Source organism: Paenibacillus sp. N119s (genome assembly GCF_059447605.1).
The window spans coordinates 1-19,421 of the sequence record NZ_JCAJRU010000079.1; the positions used below are offsets into that span (position 1 = coordinate 1).

Consider the following 19,421-nt stretch of genomic DNA (forward strand, 5'->3'; position numbering starts at 1 on the left):
GAGCACACTACATATCTGCTTATAATATGCCGGTATGTTCCCATGGGGGTTGTTATCCCAGCTTGTTAGCACACCCCATCCGCTTTGTGAGAACACTCGGTAATCCGCATTCAGTGCCTCGGCTGTTATGGCTGTATAATTGCGTAGGGCCGTGAACAGCATAGGAACCCAGTCTGTCTCTTCCTTTGCTCCAATCGTTCCTTCTCCCGAAGTAATGCTGTCACCGATAAATTCTATCTTGAGGGGCTTATCAGGGACGGGCAGCAATTCTCCGTCAACCTTCAGGGCATGAATTTGCAACAAGCAGCGGGGGTCCGAGCTCATAGGCTGGACATCCTTGACTACACGAACATTTTTGACCGTGTCAGAGTTCAAACCTCTTAGAAGACAGATCCAATGCCGTCCAGTGGTCACCATCAGGCGACTCATCGGGACACCATTGACAACAATACTAATCCAGGACTCATACATCTGATAATCAGCTTCTATTTCAATCCATAGCTCCGAGCCTTTCATATTTAATTCTATGCCGCTGCCTGTCCAAAACAGAGTAAGAGGGGTGAGGGTTGGCGTAGTTCGGCCATGAACCTTTACATGCTTTGCTTTTGCAAGCGGGTATGTCTTCAATCTCTTGTTATGCGACATATTCAACATCCTCCTCATAATCTCGAATGAATGCTAGTTTCTGTAATATTGTAAAAGAAGTGACAGAGAATCTCAAATTCTATTTGTAAGTAAGTTTAGGACAGTATTTGATAGCAAAAGCACCCGCAAAATTTAATTTGTGGGTGCTTTTTTGGATACACGGAGCACAGAAAATGAAGTTGTTTTTTTAGACTATTCCTTTTCTTCTTTAATTCGCTTTGCCGAACATGACGATGTTTATCGCCTTGCCGAAGTCAATACCTACTTTGCCGGTTAATTCTGCTGTTTGTTGCGCCAATACCACGGCATTGACACCACAAGAGAACAGCGCAATATCAAAGTCATCTTTGTGTGCTGCGATCCATCCTAGTGTTTCAGGCATCTGTTCATATTGATGAAATGCGATCGTATGCGCGATATGCAGCCCGTACGGCTCGGTTTCAAGAACAGATTTGACTTCAGCGGCCGTCCGGGTCACCAGTAGAATACGTCGATTTTTCAGAATATCCCAGAATGCCGGCGTCTGCGCCATATATCGATTCAGGCAGGCATGGCAAGTCAGCGCAGGCGCAAGAGCATAGTGAGCAAAAACCTGATCCGTCAGCTCCCGTTTCATATAGGATGGTGCTTTAATAGATTCGTCATCATAGGGCAAAATGCCAGTAATACTGGCTTTGCTCACTGCTACAGCCACCGCATCTCGTAGTTCCGTATTCGGCAGAAACAGTCCCTTTTGACCGAGATTGGCTTTGACTGCCCAACGTTCCTGTAACACCTTTTCCATCGGCCAGACAGTGTCTTGCGCCAACACTAAATTTTCACCATCCCCAATACGGATAAGCGAAAAGGGCTGGTGCTGATCGAGTGCCAGCTTCAAATGTTTCAGTACTTCGTCTATCTCCAGATACTTTGAATTCGTCATATCATGGTTCCTCCCTGTCAGTCCTGCTTGTTTCATGTTTCAGATGGACCAAAAAACTTTGTATTCTATCATATGTCGAACGTAAAAATATTTTTGTATGAACGGCTATTCTTTTTGGATTCTACCTATTTTTGCGAGAGTTGTTGTATCTGTACGTGCCGTTTCAGGAGTGTCTTCATAACTTGAGAGGAGACGGATGAAAGGGAGGAAGTTCAATGAATCGCAAGATTGTGATTGAAATTAATTTTAATAACTATGGGATGAATCCCAACCGCCTGACACGTGAATGGATCAGCGAGCGGCTGGATATATTCAGAACCTTTACGCTGCGCAGTCTGCTCAATCAGACGAATGCGGATTTCTTATCTGTCGTCAAGCTGGCGGGTGGATGCAGCGACATTGTGGAAGATGAATTGGCTCAACGTGAGCCCATTCCCGACCACATCCGTTTTGGTACGAGCATTGAAAGTAAACGTCGTATCCATGCATATATCGAAGGTGCGGACGAACTGCTCATTGCTAGAATTGATTCCGACGATTTGTACCACCAGTCCTTTGTACAGCAATTGCATGATTACAAGTTTCAACCGGATACGGTTGCGCTGGTAAATCAAATGGGGTACTTGTGGGATGCGGTTGAGGGCCAGATGGCACCTGTGTTTCACCGCTCGCCTTCCTTTTATGTGTTCCGCTATCAAGTAGAGGATTTTTTGAATGGTTACCGTGTCGTTATTCCTGGAAAAGGCACGCACGGATATGTAACGGAGCTGCCGCATGAGGTGATTCCGCTTCGCAACTATGTGAATGTCATTCATGCTGCCAATACTTCGGTGAAAAAGGTGCCAGCGAAGGATCGACTCTCAGAACATGAGATGAACACGGTGCTGGCTGAATTTTTGGGCACAGGCATGGCCAATTCGTAACGGTCAGGAGGAGATTATATTGTTCAAAGGAAAAAAACTGCTGGTGACCGGAGGAACAGGATCTTGGGGGCAACGCCTAACAGCTGAATTGCTGAAGGAGAAACCAGCGGAAATTCGCATTTTCTCACGTGGTGAATTTGCACAGATTGCCATGCAGCGGCAATTTCAGTCTGATCCCCGGCTGAATTTCATAATCGGGGATATTCGGGACCTTCAGGCATTGCAGGAGGCTTGTCGCGGGGTAGACTATGTGTTCCATTTGGCGGCCTTAAAGCATGTCCCTGTGTGTGAAAAACAACCGGAAGAGGCTTTCAAGACGAACGTTCATGGTACGGAAAATGTGATTCGGGCCAGCATAGAACAGGGCGTCGCCAAGGTCATTGATGTCTCTACAGACAAGGCGGTAGACCCGGTGAATGTATATGGCATGACGAAGGCGATTGGCGAAAGATTGATGATCCGCGCCAACGCCTTAAGTGAGCGTACGCGCTTTGTGTGTATTCGCGGCGGCAATGTGCTCGGAACGAGTGGGAGTGTCGTGCCCCTGTTCAAGCGTCAGATCGCGGAAGGACAGGATTTAACGCTGACGAGCCCACATATGACACGATTCTTCCTTACGCTTGGAGAGGCGATTGGCTTGCTGCTGAAGGCTTCTGTTATGGCGATTGGTGGAGAGACGCTTGTCATGAAAATGAAGGGCTGCAATATTGCCGATTTGGCAGAAGTAATGAAAGAACAGGCGGAAAAGCCTGAGTTAAAAGTGCAGGAAATCGGTATACGTGGTGGGGAAAAGCTGCATGAGGTGCTGATTTCGCCCTATGAGGTGCCGTACACGTACCGTTATGATGATCGTTATTTTGTTATTCTTCCCCAGCAAGCAGAAAAGCGTTTGCTGAGTCAATATGGTGGATTGGAGCGGGTGAAATTCGAACAATATCGCTCCGACGATGAGTTAATGGATCGCGCTGGAATTGCTGAGTTACTGCAAGGTATGGAGTAACGATGAAAGAGGTGGGTATTTTGCAGCTTATGGAAAAAATCACAAAAGGAACGGTAAAGGTGGCTGTGATCGGCCTCGGTTATGTAGGGCTGCCCATGGCAGTAGAAATGGCAAAGGCTGGTTATGATGTATATGGTGTGGATTCCGATCCTGTTAAAGTAGCCAAGTTGCTTCAAGGAAAGTCGTACATTATAGACATTGGCGATGATGCATTGGAAGGTCTGATCGGGCAACAATTGCATCCAGTTACGGATATCAAGGTGCTGGAGCATGCGGATATCGTCGTGATTTGTGTGCCTACGCCGTTGACGGACGGACATCAGCCGGATACGTCCTATATTGAGACGGCAATTGATCAGGCCATACCTCATTTGCGCAGACAAACGTTGTTGATTCTCGAAAGCACCACCTATCCGGGAACGACTGAGGAATTGATTCGGTCAGTGATAGAGCAGCGCAGGGGCTGGACGGTAGGTAAGGATTTTTATGTGTGCTTTTCGCCGGAGCGTGTCGATCCGGGCAGCGTCCATTTTAACATTCGCAACACTCCCAAAGTGATCGGCGGTTGCACACCGGATTGTCTGGCCGTAGGAGCAGGTTTTTACGGTTCTTTTTTGGATCAGATTGTTCCGGTGAGCTCGACAACCGTGGCGGAAGCCGCCAAGCTGTTTGAGAATACGTTCCGCAGTGTCAACATTGGAATGGTCAATGAGCTGACAGCGGCCTGTGAGAAAATTGGCATCAATATATGGGAGGTACTGGATGCAGCGGCAACCAAGCCGTTCGGCTACATGCCTTTTTATCCGGGACCCGGCATTGGGGGACACTGTATTCCGGTTGATCCGCTTTATCTGTCGTGGAAATCGGAGCAGCACGGTTTTCCGCTAGAATTCGTAGAGCTGGCAGACCGCATGAATCGGCGTATGCCGCTGTATATTGCAGAGCGAATTGAAGCCATGCTCGCTCAGGAAGGGAAAGCCATAAACAAGGCCAACATCATTCTGGCAGGTGTGGCTTATAAAAAGGACATTGATGATGTTCGGGAATCTCCGGCTCTTGTCCTGTTCGAGCATCTAAAAAAATTGGGCGCTTCGGTTAGCTTCACTGATCCGTATGTATCGAGTTTTAAACTGGACGGTGAAGAAATCACATCGCGGACGGCTAATGCCCAGCTGTGGGAAAGTGCAGATATCGTAGTCATTACGACAGACCATTCGGTGGTGAACTACCAACAGCTGGTTGACCATGCTCCGCTGGTCTTCGATACACGTAATGCGACTGCGCATTGCACAGGTGGACATGTCGTGATCTTGGGGCACCCCGTTAACGGAGGGGGCACTGCTGTTGGCTAACCGTGATCAGGTAAACGAACGTTACTACGGGCAGATTAATTCGGAGGAATCTCATGAAGCCACCCGTAATCGAATTCACTGGATTTGTCGCCATGTACAGGGGCGTACCGTGCTGGATGTCGGGTGCAGTCAGGGGATCACGTCCATTTTGCTCGCGCGGGAAGGCTTTGAGGTAACCGCCATTGATTTGGAAGAGGACAGCATTTCTTATGCAAAAAAAGAACTTCGACAGGAATCTGCATCTGTCAGAAAACGTGTCCACTTTCAGTTAAAAGACATTTCACAGTTTGAGCGTCCTCCCGGTGGATTTGACACGATTATTTTAGGAGAGATTTTGGAACATTTTGCGCACCCCGACACTCTGCTGGCTCATGCTTACCGCCTGTTGAATAAAAAAGGCACGCTCGTCCTGTCTGTTCCTTATGGATACCATCCATTCCACGACCATAAACGAACTTACTATGCCGGAAGTCTCTCCCAAGTGCTGTATCCTTACTTTACAGAACAAGCGCTGGAAGTGCAGCATAAATATTTGTGCTTTGCAGGTCGCAAGAAGCTAAAAGAGCTGCGAGAGGCTAAGCCAGGGGCAGAGCATCTGAATAAGTGGATGCAACTGGATGAAGAGCAGTTCCGACGGGTTGAGCAGCAGCATGTTCGCAAAATGAATCAGCGAAAGGCTGCACTTGACAAGGCGGTACAACGAATCCGGGATATGGAGCAACAACTATTGCCGTTAGAAAGGTATGCGCGTGTCGAACAGATAGACAAGACGCAGGCTGAGAGGAGAGATGCATATACTGATGGCAAGTCTACCGGAACAACAACGGAAGAGTCAGCCAACAGAAGGGGATGACATGAAGTCATGACTGAGCATCCAATGACTATCAGCTTGTGCATGATCGTAAAAAATGAGGAGCAGACACTGGCCCGGTGTCTGGATTCGGTCGCAGACCTGATGGACGAAATCATCATCGTGGACACAGGATCGACAGATCAGACGAAGACGATAGCAGCCCGCTATACGGATCGGATCTACATGTTTGAATGGAAGGATGATTTTGCCGCCGCTCGTAATGAATCGTTTGACAAGGCAACGTGTTCCTATATCATGTGGCTGGATGCGGATGATGTGCTGCTCGAACCTGACCGTGAACGTCTGCGTTCCTTAAAGCAACGTTTGTCTAAGCATATCGACGCGGTGGTGATGCCACTTCACTTGGCGGAGGGTGAGCAGGGGGAGCCGTTGTTCAGCTCACGCCGTGTTCGCCTTGTGAAACGGGAGCGACAATACCGCTGGGAGGGACGCCTGCATGAGGATCTGGTGATACCTCAGGGGCAAGTCGTGCATGCCGATGTGGCAATAACACATCGCCGAATGCACGACCATACGCTCCGTAACCAACGTATTCTCGCCCGGTGGATCAGCGAAGGCGGCAAGCTGGAAGGGCGTCTGCTGTATTTTCACGCTAATGAATGCTTTGACCGTGGAGCATATGCCGAGGCAGCAGAGGCCTTTGACCATCTGCTGAAGGAGCCGAGCGGCTACCGGGAGGATCGGATTACTGCTTGTGCGAGAGCGGCTGAATGCTATCTCCATCTCGGGAAGCCTGAGCAACAGCTGGATCGTCTGCTACACTCTTTTCGATACGGTGTCCCGCAAGCAGATTTGTGCTGCATGATCGGGGACTGGTTTTTCACAAGAGACGAATGGAGCACTGCTGCATACTGGTATGACCAAGCATTGGAGCAACAGCATCACCTTCCTGGTCTTCGACCTGTCCCGTTACCATGCTACTCCTGGCTACCTCATGTGCGGCTCAGTCATTGCTATGCTCATATAGGTAAGCTGGAAGCTTCGTATGAGCACAACCAAACCGCTTTACGTTATTTGCCTGACGATCCGCATCTACTGGATAACGAACGCAAGCTCAGGAAGGCAATTCCCAATCTCTCATCGACCGCCCGTCCTCAAAATAGTTCAAGCTGTTCTGGCCCTTGATCCGCATCAGGCAGCTTGCGAGGTGGAAAAGGCTTAGGCTCCATGCCCAGCATGGTCATGAGTTGCTTGGCGTTCGCAGCGGCGTCTCCACCTGAATTGTTGTTGAATATCACACATACCTCACGGCTTTGCTGTTCCAGCTCCAGCAATCTGTCTTTCCATTCGGCCAATTCCTGTTCATTGTACCGATACAGATAACGAACCTCCCGCCAATTAGGCGCAGAGCTTTGATTCCAACCTGATACGTTACGTCCGTGGAGACGTACGATGGTCAGGTTGCTGTCTGTAGCCTGCGGCACAATGGGAACCGACCCGGGTCCTGCCTGCGGCTCGTCGCATACGCTATGTATCCAGCCTTCCTCATGCATAAATGCCAGCGTTTGCTTCCGAAAATCTGGTGTGAACCAGCTTTGATGTCTGAATTCAAGTACGGATGGGACCTCTCCCATCCTATTTTTTGTGTCTCGCAGGATGGCGACATTTTCACGCGTACAGTCAAACCAGGGCGGATACTGAAACAGCACCGCTTTGAGCTTGCCTGCTTCGCGAAGAGGCAATATAGATGCATGTAGTGCCTCATACATCGCATCAATGGTTTTGAAGTAAGGCTGTTTGCCGCGGGTATGGCCAGTCATGCCTTGATAGGACTTGACGAGAAATGAGAAGGAATCAGGAGTTTCCGCTGCCCAGCGTGCCATACGATCCGTTGGCTGTACCGCATAAAAAGAACTATCCATCTCGACGACTGGAAAATGGCCTCCATAGACCCTTAGTTTTTGGTTAGCTTTAGTCCCTGCTGGATACAAGTCATCGTGATCGCCCCAACCCGTCAGACCAATTTGAATCATCACTTTGCCCTCCTTTCCAGCATAAACCTCTTTAAAGGCATTCCCATGATACATTTTAATGGTAAAATGAGGTGAATCACATGAAATGGGTATGAAGTTCCTATGATTATTTAAGCTCAAATACGATTATTGTAACATGCTCTTATGATGGAAAGCTTTTTTGACTTTGCAAAATGCTTATTCGTAATGTTTTTGAGTTTCCAGTTTGAAAAAGCTAATATAGTATGTAATAGAGCGAAATGAGTTCATGGAGGAGAAACGATATGGCAGAGTGGTACGAGCAAAGCTTTGGGGAAGATTATTTATTAGTATACAAGCATCGCGACTTTCAGGGAGCCTATCAGGAAGTGCAAAAAATGATCTCCTGGCTCAAATTACCGCAAGGCTCCAGCGTACTGGATTTATGCTGCGGGATGGGACGGCATTCTCTTGCACTCGCTGATGCAGGTTATAACGTGACGGGTGTGGACCTTTCCAATGTACTGCTGAGAGAGGCCCGTGCAGCGGATACCGAAGGGCGGGTAAGCTGGTATCAAGGAGATATGCGAGCAGTGCCGCTGGAAGAACGCTTTGATGCGGTGGTCAATTTGTTTACCTCCTTCGGTTATTTTGAGAAGGATGAGGAGCAGCTTAAAGTATTAAAGGAAATTTATCGGCTGTTGAAACCGGGAGGCCGCTTTATTATAGATTATTTGAACCCTTCCTACGTAGCTGCTCATTTGGTGCCGCATTCGTCCCGGGAGGATGAAGGGAATTGGATTGAGGAGCATCGGGTCATTGAAGATGGATTTGTGAAAAAGCAAATTGCCATTCGGTCAGCCGCATCTGTGACGAGCACAGAAGCAGCCTCTGATCTGGGTACGACCCAGGCTGATGCAGAACCCGAGCGTGTGTACTATGAACGAGTAAAGCTATATCCGTATGCAAAGTTCCGTGAATTGCTAGAACAGGCGGGGCTATCCGTAGAGCAAGTACACGGAAGTTATGATGAAGATCAATATATAGAAGATGCTTCGCCGCGAATGATTTTTGTCGGTATGCGGGCTTGAAACATAAGGGCGGAGGGGAAACCATGAAATTGCCAGAGCTTACGCCATGTGAGCGAATAGACGGAGCTTTTCAGGTCAAAATATCCATGTCCTTTCCGCTGCGCTGGGTGAATAGCTATGTGCTCAAGGGACAGCATGGTTTTACAATTGTAGACCCAGGTCCGCGCAATCTGGATACAGAGGCGGAATGGGCATATGTCTTCCAACAGCTGGGAATGTCCTTTGAGGATATTTCGGACATTGTGGTGACTCATCATCACCCCGATCATTACGGATTGGCGGGGTGGATGCAGCAGCAAGGTCAGGCTCGCGTACATATGTCAGCCCGCAGTCATAAGGAAGCGGTGATGATGTGGGGTGATCCAGAATCGACGACTGCTATGGAGAAGCGGCTGCCCAGCTTTTTTGTCCAGCATGGTTTTTCTTTGGAGCAGGTATCAGCCCTAGAAGTACATATGCAGCAGGCTTATTTGCAAGTGAACCCGCAACCTGAGATTACCTTCATTCCTATCGGAATCAACACTCGTCTGGAATGGGCTGGACGCAGCTGGATGCCCGTAGAGACTGGAGGGCATGCACCTGGACATGTGTCCTTTTATGAGCCGAATAGCGGCGTTATTCTGTGCGGTGACGCGGTATTGCCGCAGATTTCTCCTAATATCAGTCTGCTGCCGGGCAGTGATGCCCAGCCGCTGAAGTCTTATATAGACGGCTTGCAGCGCCTAGGTGAGCTGGAGGTCGCATGGGCATACCCCGGACACCGCAATCCGTTTGGGTATTTTCGCGAACGCACGCAGGCATTGCTGGCGCATCATGAAGAACGGCTGGAGAAATTCCAGCAGCTGATCCAACCGGAAGGCAGCACAGCCTATGAGCTGTGCATTGCTGTGTTCGGCGACAAGCTGGGTATTCACCAGCTAAGGTTTGCCATGTCTGAGACGCTGGCCCACCTAGTGGAGCTGGTGCGCCGTGAGCGAGCCTTTATGAGCGAGGAGAGTCCTATCACGCGCTTTTATCCCCATGCCTCGTAAATAATGGAGGAAAAAATATGAGTGACTTGACTTAACATCATGGAAACGCAACATGATTGAACAACATGAGCGGCATGTATGCCGGAAAAGAGGCTTTTATGAATTTGCTGCTGCTGGGAGCTACTGGAAGAGTGGGCCGTTTTATATTAGATTATGCGCTAACGGATGGTCATACCGTAACTGCCCTAGTTCGTTTACCGGATAAGTTGAAGGATTTCGCATCTCGATACGGGACACAGCTGCAAATCGTACAAGGTGATGCCACCAACGCCGAGGATATAGCGCAAGCGCTGAAGGGTGGGCCAACAGTTGTGATCAGTGCGCTGAATACAGCTGGAACCACCACGCTTTCTGTAAGTATAGACCTGTTGATCCGGCTGATGCAGGAGCAGTCCATTCATCGCCTCATTACAGTGGGAACGGCAGGGATTTTGCAAAGCCGGACCGAGCCGAGCCTGTATCGATACGAATCCTCCGATACCCGGCGACGCAGCACCCGAGCAGCCGAGGAGCATCGGCGGGTATATGAATTGCTTCGTGATTCGGCACTAGACTGGACAATCGTATGTCCGACCTATCTGCCGGATGGCGGACGTACAGGTGTGTATCGCGTGGAGAAAGACTTTTTGCCCGAAGATGGTTCACAAATTACCACTGCGGATACGGCTGACTTTACCTATCATCAATCGAAGAGTTGTGATTTTATTCGTACCAGGGTGGGCATTGCCTATTGATCGTGGAACGCAAAACATGCTCTATCTTTTAAGCATCCCAACGAGAGCGCAGTAAGTGTATCTACTTATTTGCGTTCTTTTTTATTTGACAAATATTCAGGCATGGAATACTATGGTTCACAATGGAAACATTGTTTCCGAGATAAGCAAAGGAAGTGCATTGAACGATGTCCGAGTCCTCACAACCCTATAAAACCTATTCTGAGGTGAAGTTACAGCAGCAGCAATTGCTCCGCAAAAATGTGATTGATGCCGCATGCATTCTTCTTGTAGAAGAAGGGCCTGAGGCTGTGACTGTACGGCGAGTTGCACAGAAGTTAAGCTGTTCCACCAAAATCATTTACAGTATTTTTGGTAATAAGGATGGTCTTGCCAATGAGATGTATCTGGATGGATGCCGGCTATTGGCTGAAACCTTTCAACAAGTACCTGTTACCCTAAACGTACTCGCTGATCTGGAAGCTTTATGCTGGGCATACTGGGAATTTGCGCGGCTTCACTCAGCCTATTACAAAATGATGTTTGGCGGGGCATTATCTGATTTTAAGCCAGATGAACAGAGCTTGGAGGGCACCACCACGGCGCTATCGCGAATCCTGCAAACCGTTATACACGCTATGGAGCAAGGAGCACTGAAAGAGCAGGACCCGCTGCTGGTTGTTCGAATGCTGTGGTCAGCATTACATGGAGTAATACATCTACAATTTGCAGGTCATTTTTTGAAAGTGGACATGGCGCAAGAGGTGTATGCATTTACACTGAAGAATACGCTTGATGCATGCAACCCCTCGTCATCTCCAGCGTAAATATGAAGTGTACTGAGGTCGTCATTGGGGTGACTTCAGTTCATTATAGAGTAATGGTAACAGTGTTTCTGAAATAAAACAACGATACTATGGAGGTCATCATCATGTTTATGTTTGCAAACAAGACAGCACTTATCACAGGGGCTTCATCCGGGATTGGCGAGGCATTTGCCTATTCGCTCGCGGCGAGGAAATGTAATCTCATTTTGGTAGCGCGCAATGAAACCAAATTAAAAGCACTGGCGAAAGAGCTCTCCGCTAAATATAACGTAAAAGCTACGGTGATTGTGCTCGATCTATCCTCACCAGGAGCTCCCCAAACACTGCATCAGGAGGTTCAAAAGCAACAACTCAAGGTAGATCTTCTGATTAACAACGCGGGTTTTGCCACCTATGGGTACTTTGAGCAGATTTCAGGAGAACGACAGCATGAGGAAGTGATGCTCAATGTGGCTGCTTTAGTCGACATCACACATGCATTTATGCCTGATTTGTTGCGGAACCGAGATGGGGGACTCATCAATGTTTCATCCACCGCTGCATTTCAGCCCGATCCCTATATGGCTGTATATGGAGCAACCAAAGCATTCGTGCTTTCGTTTAGCGAAGCGCTGTGGGCGGAAAATCGAAAACGGGGACTCAAAGTGCTCGCCCTCTGTCCTGGTGCAACCGAAACCTCATTTTTTGATGTGGTAGGCTCGAGTGAAGCCTCTGTAGGTTCCAGAGAAACGCCGCAGACTGTCGTCAAGAATGCCTTGAAAGCATTTGAAAAAGGGCGCAGTCATATAATATCGGGTCGACAAAACTATTGGGTAGCTCAAGTATCCCGATTTTTCTCTCGTCAAACCACACTTAATATTGTAGAGCGTACATTACGACCTCAAAATTGATTGCAATTCATGAATCAAGATAACCAGTTCTTTAATAACCCGGACTGCTACTAAAAGTACTGTAATTTTTATGCACCGGGTCTGATCGTTTCTGGCACAATTAAATCAGACCCGGCGTCCTATTTACATAGATCAAGCGTTCAGATGCTATGCCAGATCTCGCGAATATAATAAAATCCCATCTCGCTTCTCCCAGCCGTTAGCTGACCAGAAACGTTGGCCTCCTGTGTTATGCTCCATCACAAACAGATGACATTTATCAATGCCTTCTGTGAGCAAAGCAGATAAGGCTCTATCCACCAGTCTGGTCGCAATCCCATGACCACGATGTTCTGCGGTTACACCCAGATGATACAGAAACCCTCTGCGACTATCATGACCTGCTAAAATCGTGCCTATGATGTTTCCAGCGTATTCACAGTTCAAAGCTAAGTCCTTCATTCCGCTGCAAAAAGCGTGCAATCCGTTCCGGTGAGTCCGCCTCGCTTAATCCCAATCCGTCTAAGCCATTCCACAACTCAATAGCCTGATCATAATCATCAGCTCTCATCGTACGGAATGTATATCCATCAGTTACGTTTGCCATGTCTAGTTCTCCTCTTACTCTATATATCTGTTGCATCCATCGCGTATTTTGAATTGGTATACCGTTTTTAGCGTGTTGTATTCGGTGCGCTTTCTTCCCCAAGCTCCTGCTCGCGCTCGGCCTGCTTGCGATGCGCGATACGACTGCTAGCCGAAGCTGCGATCGCACCCACAATATCGTCCAGAAACGTATGGATCGGTCCAAGGCTTTTATCGTTCAGGCGTTCGAGCACACCTGGTTTAAGCTTATCCACATAACCGTAATTGGTAAATCCAATGCTGCCGTACACATTGACGATGGAGAAAGCTAGAATTTCATCCACCCCGTATAATCCCTCATCATTTTCAATCATATCCTGCAATGGGGGGAGAAGTGCGCCCTGTTCCGCAAGAATATCGAGCTGGATGCCTGTAAGCACGGCATTTTGAACCTCACGCTTCATCAGTACCTTGTCCACATTTTCAATACATTCTTCCATCGTTAGGTTCGGGTAATATTTTTTCTGTAAAAGCATAACCAATTCAGCGATTTCAGTCATACTTACACCACGTTTGTGCAGCCACTCACGGGTGGCATCGGCTACCTTTTTACTATTCAGGCTGTAAGGTACTTTTTTCTTGTCCATAAAGTTGAAGTTACCCTCCTCGTGTTGTTCCTAATTTCTACTGTAATTATGACCAGTGTGTCCAGTCTGCTGAAAAAGTAGTTATTTTTTACGCGGGGCTCGTATACATATTAGTACAATCTGTACAAAATTGTTAGGGAGGAACTTCATTTATGAACATAAAACACCCATGGCGTTTGACCTCTGTAGCCGGGCTGCTATCCTTGCCCCTGTTGTTGTCCGGATGCAGCCTTTTCGGCAACGAAGCCGCGTCCATTGACCCTCCGCCGTCCACGACAGAGCAGTCCATGATTAAGGCTGTAACCGGAAATGCACCTGCCACGACCGGGCAGTTGAGGGCTGTTTTTTTGCAAGATCATAACGGCTTGCTGGCCCCTATATCCTTACCGATTGCTACAGGTGATGTACAGGCAGATGCCAAGTCCGCGCTGGAAACGCTGGTTGAGGGCGGGCCGTATGCTGGCTTATTACCAGAGGGATTTAAGGGTGTACTGCCCCAAGGTACGGAAGTGAAAAGTGTGACGGTGGACAAGAGCAACAAGCTGGCTGTTGTTGAATTCAACAAATCTTTCGCCAACTATAAGCCAGAGGAAGAACGCAAATTAATGGAAAGCTTGACCTGGACACTGACTGACCGTCCTGATATTAAGAGCGTACAGATTTGGGTGGACGGCAAAAAGCTAAACGAAATGCCTGTTGGTGGCACACCGCTGGATCAGCCGTTGACGCGTGCCGTAGGGATTAATTTGGAGGTCGGTCATGGCGTAACACCACTGGATTCCAGTCCGGTCACCGTCTATTTCTCTTCATCTTCTCCTGCTGGAGTTCAATATTATGTACCTGTAACACGACTGGTCAGTCCGGAAAAAGATCGTGTCCAGTCAGCTCTGCATCAGTTAATTCAAGGGCCGCAGACCAAGGATGGATTGCAGGAAGTAATGACAGGGGAGACGGCGCTGAAATCGGTAGAACGCTCCAAGGATAACGTCATTACGGTATCACTCTCGGATGATATGTTTGCCAAGGGGGAGGCCGTGCCTGCTGAATTTTTGGAATCAGTCGTACTGACGGCGACGGACAATTCGGATGATGCACTCAAAACGAAAGTTCGCATCGAACTGAATGGTGAGAAAAGTGTGATGGGGCAAAATAATCAAAATTATGGAGAGCCTGTGTCCAAGCCGCAGCACATTAACGAAATTCCTCTTTAAGGAACAGGGAAACGTCCTTGGGGTGCTTTTGCCTGCACACTTTGGTAAAATAAACATATAAGAACAGGTTGCATACGACGTAGGAGGAAAAAGCATGAGTAGATCTAACGGACGAAACGGTGATGAGCTGCGCCCGATGAAACTGACAGCTGGAGTAAATAAATACGCGGAGGGCTCTGTTTTTATAGAGGTTGGCGAGACGAAAGTCATCTGTACGGCTACGGTGGAAGAGCGCGTGCCACCCTTCATGAAAGGCCAAGGAAAAGGCTGGGTGACCGCAGAATATTCCATGCTTCCACGGGCGACACATAGCCGTAATCAGCGTGAAGCTGCACGCGGCAAGCTGACTGGTCGTACTATGGAAATTCAGCGTCTGATCGGAAGAGCATTGCGTTCGGTTGTCAATTTGCAGGCGCTTGGTGAACGGACGATTACGTTGGACTGTGATGTCATTCAGGCGGATGGCGGAACACGCACCACCTCCATTACCGGTTCTTTCGTAGCGCTGGCGATTGCCGTAAATAAAATTGCGGTCCAGCACAAATTGCCTGTGTTCCCTATTACGGATTTTCTGGCTTCGGTCAGCGTAGGGGTTGTTGGCGAGAAGGCGTTGCTGGATCTGAATTATGAAGAGGACTCCAAGGCCAAGGTGGACATGAATCTCGTCATGACTGGCAGTGGCAAATACGTCGAACTGCAAGGTACAGGAGAAGAAAGCCCATTCGACCGTCAGGAGTTGGATCAACTGCTTAGCTTGGGCGAACAAGGGATTCTGCAAATGATCGAGCGTCAGAAAGAAGTGCTCGGACCGATTGCTGATAAGATCGGTGCTGGACGTACAGGAGCTGGAGCCTGATGCGGCTGGATGGACCGGTCGTCATTGTCGCCACGAAGAATAAAGGAAAGGTGCGGGAGTTTGCACATGCTTTTGCCCCGTTTGGCAAGGAAGTCAGAAGTATGTACGATTATCCCGATATTCCTGATGTCGTTGAGGATGGCATAACCTTTGCCGAAAATGCACTGAAAAAAGCCAAAGCGGTGGGAGATGCGCTTGGATTGCCAGTGCTGGCCGATGATTCCGGCCTGTGCGTGGACTTGCTGGACGGTGCGCCGGGGGTATATTCAGCCCGTTATGCTGGAGAAGGTGCCAGCGATCACGAAAACAATATTAAGCTGCTTGATGTTCTGGAATCCAAGCAGCTTGGTGACGATACTGGACAGCCTTTGCTGAGCCCAGCACAATTTGTCTGTACCTTGATTCTGTATAATCCACAGACTAGGGAGACGTTGGAAGCGACGGGCTCCGTCGAGGGCTGGATTACGACTGAAACTGCAGGCAGCGGTGGGTTTGGATATGATCCGCTGTTCTATTTGCCAGAGTTTGAAAAGACAATGGCGGAGCTAACATTGGAACAAAAGCAGGCTATCAGTCACCGGGGCATAGCCCTGCGTGGTTTAATAACAAAGCTGGGGAATCCACAGGCGTAGTTTGACAACAGGGCGAATAATAAGTCTGTCACATAACCCCAAAAGGCTATCCGTCAGTCATAAGCTGCGGATAGCCTTTTTGGTTATTTTCCTGTTTTTATCGAATAGCCACCTTGTAAGTGCGCAGCCAGTTATCCACTTGGGTCAAGTAGGCAAATAACTGCGGACCCGACATCAGCTGACCAAACCATGGCAGGTTGGTGGATGCCTCCGGTGAAGCGGCAATATCCCGTACCTTTTGTACATCAATCAGCTTGAGCAGTGGGGAAGAGGAATCGTCCAGCAGTTGCAGTGCCTGCTTTTTCACAGCGGCAAGATAGGAGGGGTTATGTGTTTTGGGATACGGACTTTTTTTACGATACAGCACATCATCCGGTAATACGCCCTCCAGCGCTTTGCGCAAGATACCTTTTTCACGTCCGCCAGTCATCTTAATGCTCCACGGAATATTCCATACATATTGCACCAGCCGATGATCGCAATACGGCACCCGGACTTCGAGTCCAACCCCCATACTCATCCGATCCTTGCGATCCAGCAGGGTAGGCATAAAACGGGTGATGTTCAAATAGGACATGACACGCATTTGTGCAGCTTTTCCTGTTTCTCCCGGTAGCTTCGGTACTTCTCCGATTGCTTCGGAGTAGCGGTCGTTCAAATACTCCAGCGGCTTGATCCAGTCCCGCACCTCAGGGGATAGCAGACTCGCTCTCATATCGGGAGCAACCGCCCATGGGAATGTGCCCGAATTCAGCATATCCTCCCGATGAAACCATGGATATCCGCCAAACACTTCATCCGCGGCTTCACCAGAAATGGCGACAGTCGCACCCTTTTTAATCTCCCGGCAAAAGAGATACAGTGACGAATCCACGTCAGCCATTCCGGGTAAATCCCGCGTTAGCGTGGAGTTGTTCAGAGCTGCTACAACTTCTGGTGTATCGAATTCAATCCAATGATGATTTGTCCCTAATTCATCGACCATCCGCTGTATCCAAGGGGCATCAGCTCCGGGCTGGAACGCATGGGCTTTAAAATGCTTGTCGTTATCCACATAATCGACCGAATACGTATGAACTTGTCCCTGCCCGGTACGTTTGTAATAATCGACAGCTAATGCGGACAGGGCGCTTGAATCCAGGCCGCCAGACAATAAGGTACATACCGGTACATCCGAAATAAGCTGTCGCTCCACAGTATCTATTAATAACTCTCGTACCTTGAGGGCCGTTTCTTCGGTGTTATCCTCATGCGCAATGCTTTCCAGCTTCCAGTAAGCTTGAATGCGTACGCCGTCGCGGCTGTAGGTGAGGGTATGTCCGGGACGAAGCTCCTTCATCGATGAATAGACACCATGTCCGGGGGTGCGGGCAGGACCAATGATAAAGATTTCTGCCAAGCCCTCGGCATCTACGGCTGCCTCTACCGCTGGATGCTGGAGCAGCGCTTTGGGTTCGGAGCCAAATACGAATACATCTTCAGTTTGGCTATAAAATAACGGCTTTACTCCCAGTCGATCCCGTGCCAGAAATACCTGTTCCCGCTCACTATCCCAGACTGCAAATGCAAAGATCCCGTTCAACCGATCTACACAATCCGGGCCCCATTCGATATAGGATTCGAGTAGTACCTCTGTGTCGCATTGTGTACGGAAAAAATGTCCGCGCTGTTGCAGCTCTTTTTTCAGTTCAGGCGCGTTATATATTTCCCCGTTATATACAATCGTATAAGTGATATCCTCAAGCTGCCGGATCATGGGCTGAGCCCCATTTTCCGGGTCCATTACGCTTAGTCTTCGGTGTCCGAAAGCACACGGGTTGGATATCCAGGTACCGGCAGCATCCGGTCCGCGATCGGAGAGTGTTTGCGTCATTTTCAGCAGCAGCTCAGATTGATGCATCAAGTCTCTGTTCCACTGTATGAAACCTGTAATTCCGCACATGTCTATTCATCCTCTCTTTGTCGTGTTCATCCAGTGTTGGTATGAATCAAAAGCTAAATCCCCAGTTCATCAGTATATATGCCGAAAAGAAGCATAAAATGTCTGTCCGTTCCGAAAACTATAGATGGGGCAACCCGTCTACTTATGAGGAAGGAGGGAGACAATGTACTACATCAAGGATGCCAAAATCCGCCGTTTCACTGAACTTGACGGAGTGCGCTGCGCTGAGGTAGAGGTACGTCCCGGTGCCGCAGATGACCCGGAGCTGCTGGTTTATATCACAGCCACGAATCAGAAGGATGGTCAGCCTGACTATGACATGGTACGGATCATCCGTAATGATGCCGACCTGGAGCTGGATTGGTACGACAATAATCTGCATTCGGCCTTTGAGGAAGTGACAGACAAGGCTTTTACGGACTCTACGCACATTACCGCTGGTGAGGAACGGGAAAAGTTCAAACGGGAATTGCTCTCCTATGGAGAGCTTAGTACAGAGTTTGCCAAGGAGTTTGGGGCATGAGAATATGGTGTGCTATACCTCGACTGTTGTTGATTTGGACACCAGCGCCATCGCTGGATCAGCGTGAAAGGAGGGGAAAATCATAGACGGCAAAGCGAAGTATAAGAAAAACAAAGGCAGCAGTTATATTCATAACAATGAGTTCGCAGAAGAAGTGATGGAGAAAAATGTAAGACACGAGGTGCGAAGAAGTCCTAGACGCTTTGGTAATAAATAGTCATAATATCGACAACTGCTCATTCACAAATGATTCTGAAGAAGCCTCCGTTTCCGTAAATTTGCGGAATGCGGGAGGCTTCTTTTTTAGGCTGCTTCACGGAGTGTCATGATCCCTTTGTAGATGTTATAAACAAAAACCCCGAGATAGACCACCACGAACAGCAGTACAAACCCGATAACCGAACCTGCATGATTGGCCGTTATAATAAAATACACTAGTGGAATCGCCGCGATAATGGGGAAAATATGCGATAAGATGGCTTTCTTAGCATGTCCCTGAACATAATCATCCCGGACTGCAATCCACACAATAAGCGGCACCAGAAAAGGTGCGAAAAAAATGCTGAAATAACAAATTGACGACAAAAGGCCTCTCACGATCAATCCCTCCTTTTTAACCAAGCTCTTTGTACATAATACCCCGTTAACGTCCAAATGATTCCTTTTTGCAGCTTGCTTTCTGATATAATAAAAAATGCTTTTGACAGTTGCCCAAAATGTGATATAATCATTAATGCACTGAATACATAATGTTTTATTGATTGTCATTTTGTCCCAGTAGCTCAGCTGGATAGAGCAACGGCCTTCTAAGCCGTCGGTCGGGGGTTCGAATCCCTCCTGGGACGTA

Annotated in this window: 19 protein-coding genes, 1 tRNA gene and 2 pseudogenes; 15 read left to right on the forward strand and 7 right to left on the reverse strand. The window is 48.4% G+C overall.

Annotated features, from left to right (window positions below):
• Positions 1 to 645: pseudogene (locus AC5V8P_RS11375) on the reverse strand (SGNH/GDSL hydrolase family protein); the annotation flags it as partial.
• Between the two features lie 208 nt (positions 646 to 853).
• Positions 854 to 1,567: a GT-D fold domain-containing glycosyltransferase gene (locus AC5V8P_RS11380; protein WP_064797437.1), complete on the reverse strand. Its 714-nt coding sequence runs from the start codon at positions 1,565 to 1,567 to the stop codon at positions 854 to 856.
• A 215-nt stretch (positions 1,568 to 1,782) separates the two neighbouring features.
• On the opposite strand from AC5V8P_RS11380, the gene AC5V8P_RS11385 reads away from it, so the two are divergent.
• The 5 genes from AC5V8P_RS11385 to AC5V8P_RS11405 are packed head-to-tail and all read left to right on the forward strand — an operon-like array spanning position 1,783 to position 6,841.
• Positions 1,783 to 2,490: a glycosyltransferase family A protein gene (locus AC5V8P_RS11385; RefSeq protein ID WP_064797438.1), complete on the forward strand. Its 708-nt coding sequence runs from the start codon at positions 1,783 to 1,785 to the stop codon at positions 2,488 to 2,490.
• A gap of 19 nt (positions 2,491 to 2,509) precedes the next feature.
• Positions 2,510 to 3,490 (forward strand): polysaccharide biosynthesis protein, encoded by a 981-nt coding sequence (locus tag AC5V8P_RS11390; RefSeq protein WP_064797439.1) that lies wholly within the window; start codon positions 2,510 to 2,512, stop codon positions 3,488 to 3,490.
• Positions 3,491 to 3,492: 2 nt separating this feature from the next.
• A complete protein-coding gene (locus tag AC5V8P_RS11395) occupies positions 3,493 to 4,842 on the forward strand; it encodes a nucleotide sugar dehydrogenase (protein ID WP_064797440.1) in 1,350 nt (449 codons plus the stop codon).
• Complete coding sequence (locus tag AC5V8P_RS11400) at positions 4,835 to 5,695, forward strand: class I SAM-dependent methyltransferase (protein ID WP_064797441.1); 861 nt, start codon at positions 4,835 to 4,837, stop codon at positions 5,693 to 5,695. Before AC5V8P_RS11395 ends, AC5V8P_RS11400 begins: the two co-directional genes overlap by 8 nt.
• Positions 5,696 to 5,704: 9 nt before the next feature.
• Positions 5,705 to 6,841, forward strand: coding sequence for a tetratricopeptide repeat-containing glycosyltransferase family 2 protein (locus AC5V8P_RS11405; protein ID WP_064797442.1), 1,137 nt, complete (start codon positions 5,705 to 5,707; stop codon positions 6,839 to 6,841).
• Here the strand turns inward: AC5V8P_RS11405 and AC5V8P_RS11410 are convergent.
• Positions 6,811 to 7,689 (reverse strand): DUF72 domain-containing protein, encoded by an 879-nt coding sequence (locus tag AC5V8P_RS11410; protein WP_064797443.1) that lies wholly within the window; start codon positions 7,687 to 7,689, stop codon positions 6,811 to 6,813. The two genes, AC5V8P_RS11405 and AC5V8P_RS11410, sit on opposite strands and share 31 nt — an antisense overlap.
• Positions 7,690 to 7,952: 263 nt before the next feature.
• Between AC5V8P_RS11410 and AC5V8P_RS11415 the strand changes: the two genes are divergently transcribed.
• The 5 genes from AC5V8P_RS11415 (at position 7,953) to AC5V8P_RS11435 (ending at position 12,199) form a co-directional block, all read left to right on the forward strand.
• A complete protein-coding gene (locus tag AC5V8P_RS11415; protein WP_064797444.1) occupies positions 7,953 to 8,738 on the forward strand; it encodes a class I SAM-dependent methyltransferase in 786 nt (261 codons plus the stop codon).
• Between the two features lie 23 nt (positions 8,739 to 8,761).
• Complete coding sequence (locus AC5V8P_RS11420) at positions 8,762 to 9,769, forward strand: MBL fold metallo-hydrolase (protein ID WP_064797445.1); 1,008 nt, start codon at positions 8,762 to 8,764, stop codon at positions 9,767 to 9,769.
• A 98-nt stretch (positions 9,770 to 9,867) separates the two neighbouring features.
• Positions 9,868 to 10,503: an NAD(P)-dependent oxidoreductase gene (locus AC5V8P_RS11425; protein WP_064797490.1), complete on the forward strand. Its 636-nt coding sequence runs from the start codon at positions 9,868 to 9,870 to the stop codon at positions 10,501 to 10,503.
• Positions 10,504 to 10,670: 167 nt separating this feature from the next.
• Positions 10,671 to 11,309 carry a TetR/AcrR family transcriptional regulator gene (locus AC5V8P_RS11430; RefSeq protein WP_064797446.1) on the forward strand — a complete coding sequence of 213 codons (639 nt, stop codon included), beginning with the start codon at positions 10,671 to 10,673 and terminating at the stop codon, positions 11,307 to 11,309.
• A 104-nt stretch (positions 11,310 to 11,413) separates the two neighbouring features.
• On the forward strand, positions 11,414 to 12,199 hold the full coding sequence (locus tag AC5V8P_RS11435) for an SDR family NAD(P)-dependent oxidoreductase (RefSeq protein WP_064797447.1): 786 nt from the start codon (positions 11,414 to 11,416) through the stop codon (positions 12,197 to 12,199).
• A gap of 147 nt (positions 12,200 to 12,346) precedes the next feature.
• Here AC5V8P_RS11435 and AC5V8P_RS11440 read toward each other — a convergent pair.
• Both AC5V8P_RS11440 and AC5V8P_RS11445 read right to left on the reverse strand, forming a co-directional pair.
• Positions 12,347 to 12,785: pseudogene (locus AC5V8P_RS11440) on the reverse strand (GNAT family N-acetyltransferase).
• A 67-nt stretch (positions 12,786 to 12,852) separates the two neighbouring features.
• Positions 12,853 to 13,410: a phosphatidylglycerophosphatase A family protein gene (locus AC5V8P_RS11445; RefSeq protein ID WP_063209296.1), complete on the reverse strand. Its 558-nt coding sequence runs from the start codon at positions 13,408 to 13,410 to the stop codon at positions 12,853 to 12,855.
• A 152-nt stretch (positions 13,411 to 13,562) separates the two neighbouring features.
• Between AC5V8P_RS11445 and AC5V8P_RS11450 the strand changes: the two genes are divergently transcribed.
• The 3 genes from AC5V8P_RS11450 to AC5V8P_RS11460 all read left to right on the forward strand — a co-directional run bounded on the left by AC5V8P_RS11450 (position 13,563) and on the right by AC5V8P_RS11460 (position 16,109).
• Complete coding sequence (locus AC5V8P_RS11450; RefSeq protein ID WP_064797448.1) at positions 13,563 to 14,621, forward strand: GerMN domain-containing protein; 1,059 nt, start codon at positions 13,563 to 13,565, stop codon at positions 14,619 to 14,621.
• A gap of 94 nt (positions 14,622 to 14,715) precedes the next feature.
• A complete protein-coding gene (gene rph / locus AC5V8P_RS11455) occupies positions 14,716 to 15,477 on the forward strand; it encodes a ribonuclease PH (RefSeq protein ID WP_063209292.1) in 762 nt (253 codons plus the stop codon).
• Positions 15,477 to 16,109, forward strand: coding sequence for an XTP/dITP diphosphatase (locus tag AC5V8P_RS11460; protein WP_064797449.1), 633 nt, complete (start codon positions 15,477 to 15,479; stop codon positions 16,107 to 16,109). Before rph ends, AC5V8P_RS11460 begins: the two co-directional genes overlap by 1 nt.
• Positions 16,110 to 16,206: 97 nt before the next feature.
• Here the strand turns inward: AC5V8P_RS11460 and asnB are convergent, their stop codons facing one another.
• Positions 16,207 to 18,051, reverse strand: coding sequence for an asparagine synthase (glutamine-hydrolyzing) (asnB, locus tag AC5V8P_RS11465; protein ID WP_064797450.1), 1,845 nt, complete (start codon positions 18,049 to 18,051; stop codon positions 16,207 to 16,209).
• Positions 18,052 to 18,214: 163 nt separating this feature from the next.
• Between asnB and AC5V8P_RS11470 the strand changes: the two genes are divergently transcribed.
• A complete protein-coding gene (locus tag AC5V8P_RS11470) occupies positions 18,215 to 18,574 on the forward strand; it encodes a hypothetical protein (protein ID WP_063209286.1) in 360 nt (119 codons plus the stop codon).
• 303 nt (positions 18,575 to 18,877) lie between these two features.
• On the opposite strand, the gene AC5V8P_RS11475 is transcribed toward AC5V8P_RS11470, so the two are convergent.
• Positions 18,878 to 19,171: a magnetosome magnetite crystal formation protein family gene (locus AC5V8P_RS11475; RefSeq protein WP_063209284.1), complete on the reverse strand. Its 294-nt coding sequence runs from the start codon at positions 19,169 to 19,171 to the stop codon at positions 18,878 to 18,880.
• Between the two features lie 174 nt (positions 19,172 to 19,345).
• On the opposite strand from AC5V8P_RS11475, the gene AC5V8P_RS11480 reads away from it, so the two are divergent.
• Positions 19,346 to 19,419 (forward strand) — tRNA-Arg (locus AC5V8P_RS11480).
• Positions 19,420 to 19,421: the final 2 nt, after the last annotated feature.

Coding starts and splice junctions, on each gene's coding strand:
- AC5V8P_RS11435 (WP_064797447.1), top strand. CDS start 11,414: ATGTTTATGTTTGCAAACAAGACAGCACTTATCACAGGGGCTTCATCC.
- AC5V8P_RS11380 (WP_064797437.1), bottom strand. CDS start 1,567: ATGACGAATTCAAAGTATCTGGAGATAGACGAAGTACTGAAACATTTG.
- AC5V8P_RS11425 (WP_064797490.1), top strand. CDS start 9,868: ATGAATTTGCTGCTGCTGGGAGCTACTGGAAGAGTGGGCCGTTTTATA.
- rph (WP_063209292.1), top strand. CDS start 14,716: ATGAGTAGATCTAACGGACGAAACGGTGATGAGCTGCGCCCGATGAAA.
- AC5V8P_RS11410 (WP_064797443.1), bottom strand. CDS start 7,689: ATGATTCAAATTGGTCTGACGGGTTGGGGCGATCACGATGACTTGTAT.
- AC5V8P_RS11445 (WP_063209296.1), bottom strand. CDS start 13,410: ATGGACAAGAAAAAAGTACCTTACAGCCTGAATAGTAAAAAGGTAGCC.
- AC5V8P_RS11415 (WP_064797444.1), top strand. CDS start 7,953: ATGGCAGAGTGGTACGAGCAAAGCTTTGGGGAAGATTATTTATTAGTA.
- AC5V8P_RS11450 (WP_064797448.1), top strand. CDS start 13,563: ATGAACATAAAACACCCATGGCGTTTGACCTCTGTAGCCGGGCTGCTA.
- AC5V8P_RS11420 (WP_064797445.1), top strand. CDS start 8,762: ATGAAATTGCCAGAGCTTACGCCATGTGAGCGAATAGACGGAGCTTTT.
- asnB (WP_064797450.1), bottom strand. CDS start 18,051: ATGTGCGGAATTACAGGTTTCATACAGTGGAACAGAGACTTGATGCAT.
- AC5V8P_RS11385 (WP_064797438.1), top strand. CDS start 1,783: ATGAATCGCAAGATTGTGATTGAAATTAATTTTAATAACTATGGGATG.
- AC5V8P_RS11460 (WP_064797449.1), top strand. CDS start 15,477: ATGCGGCTGGATGGACCGGTCGTCATTGTCGCCACGAAGAATAAAGGA.
- AC5V8P_RS11470 (WP_063209286.1), top strand. CDS start 18,215: ATGTACTACATCAAGGATGCCAAAATCCGCCGTTTCACTGAACTTGAC.
- AC5V8P_RS11395 (WP_064797440.1), top strand. CDS start 3,493: ATGAAAGAGGTGGGTATTTTGCAGCTTATGGAAAAAATCACAAAAGGA.
- AC5V8P_RS11405 (WP_064797442.1), top strand. CDS start 5,705: ATGACTGAGCATCCAATGACTATCAGCTTGTGCATGATCGTAAAAAAT.
- AC5V8P_RS11430 (WP_064797446.1), top strand. CDS start 10,671: ATGTCCGAGTCCTCACAACCCTATAAAACCTATTCTGAGGTGAAGTTA.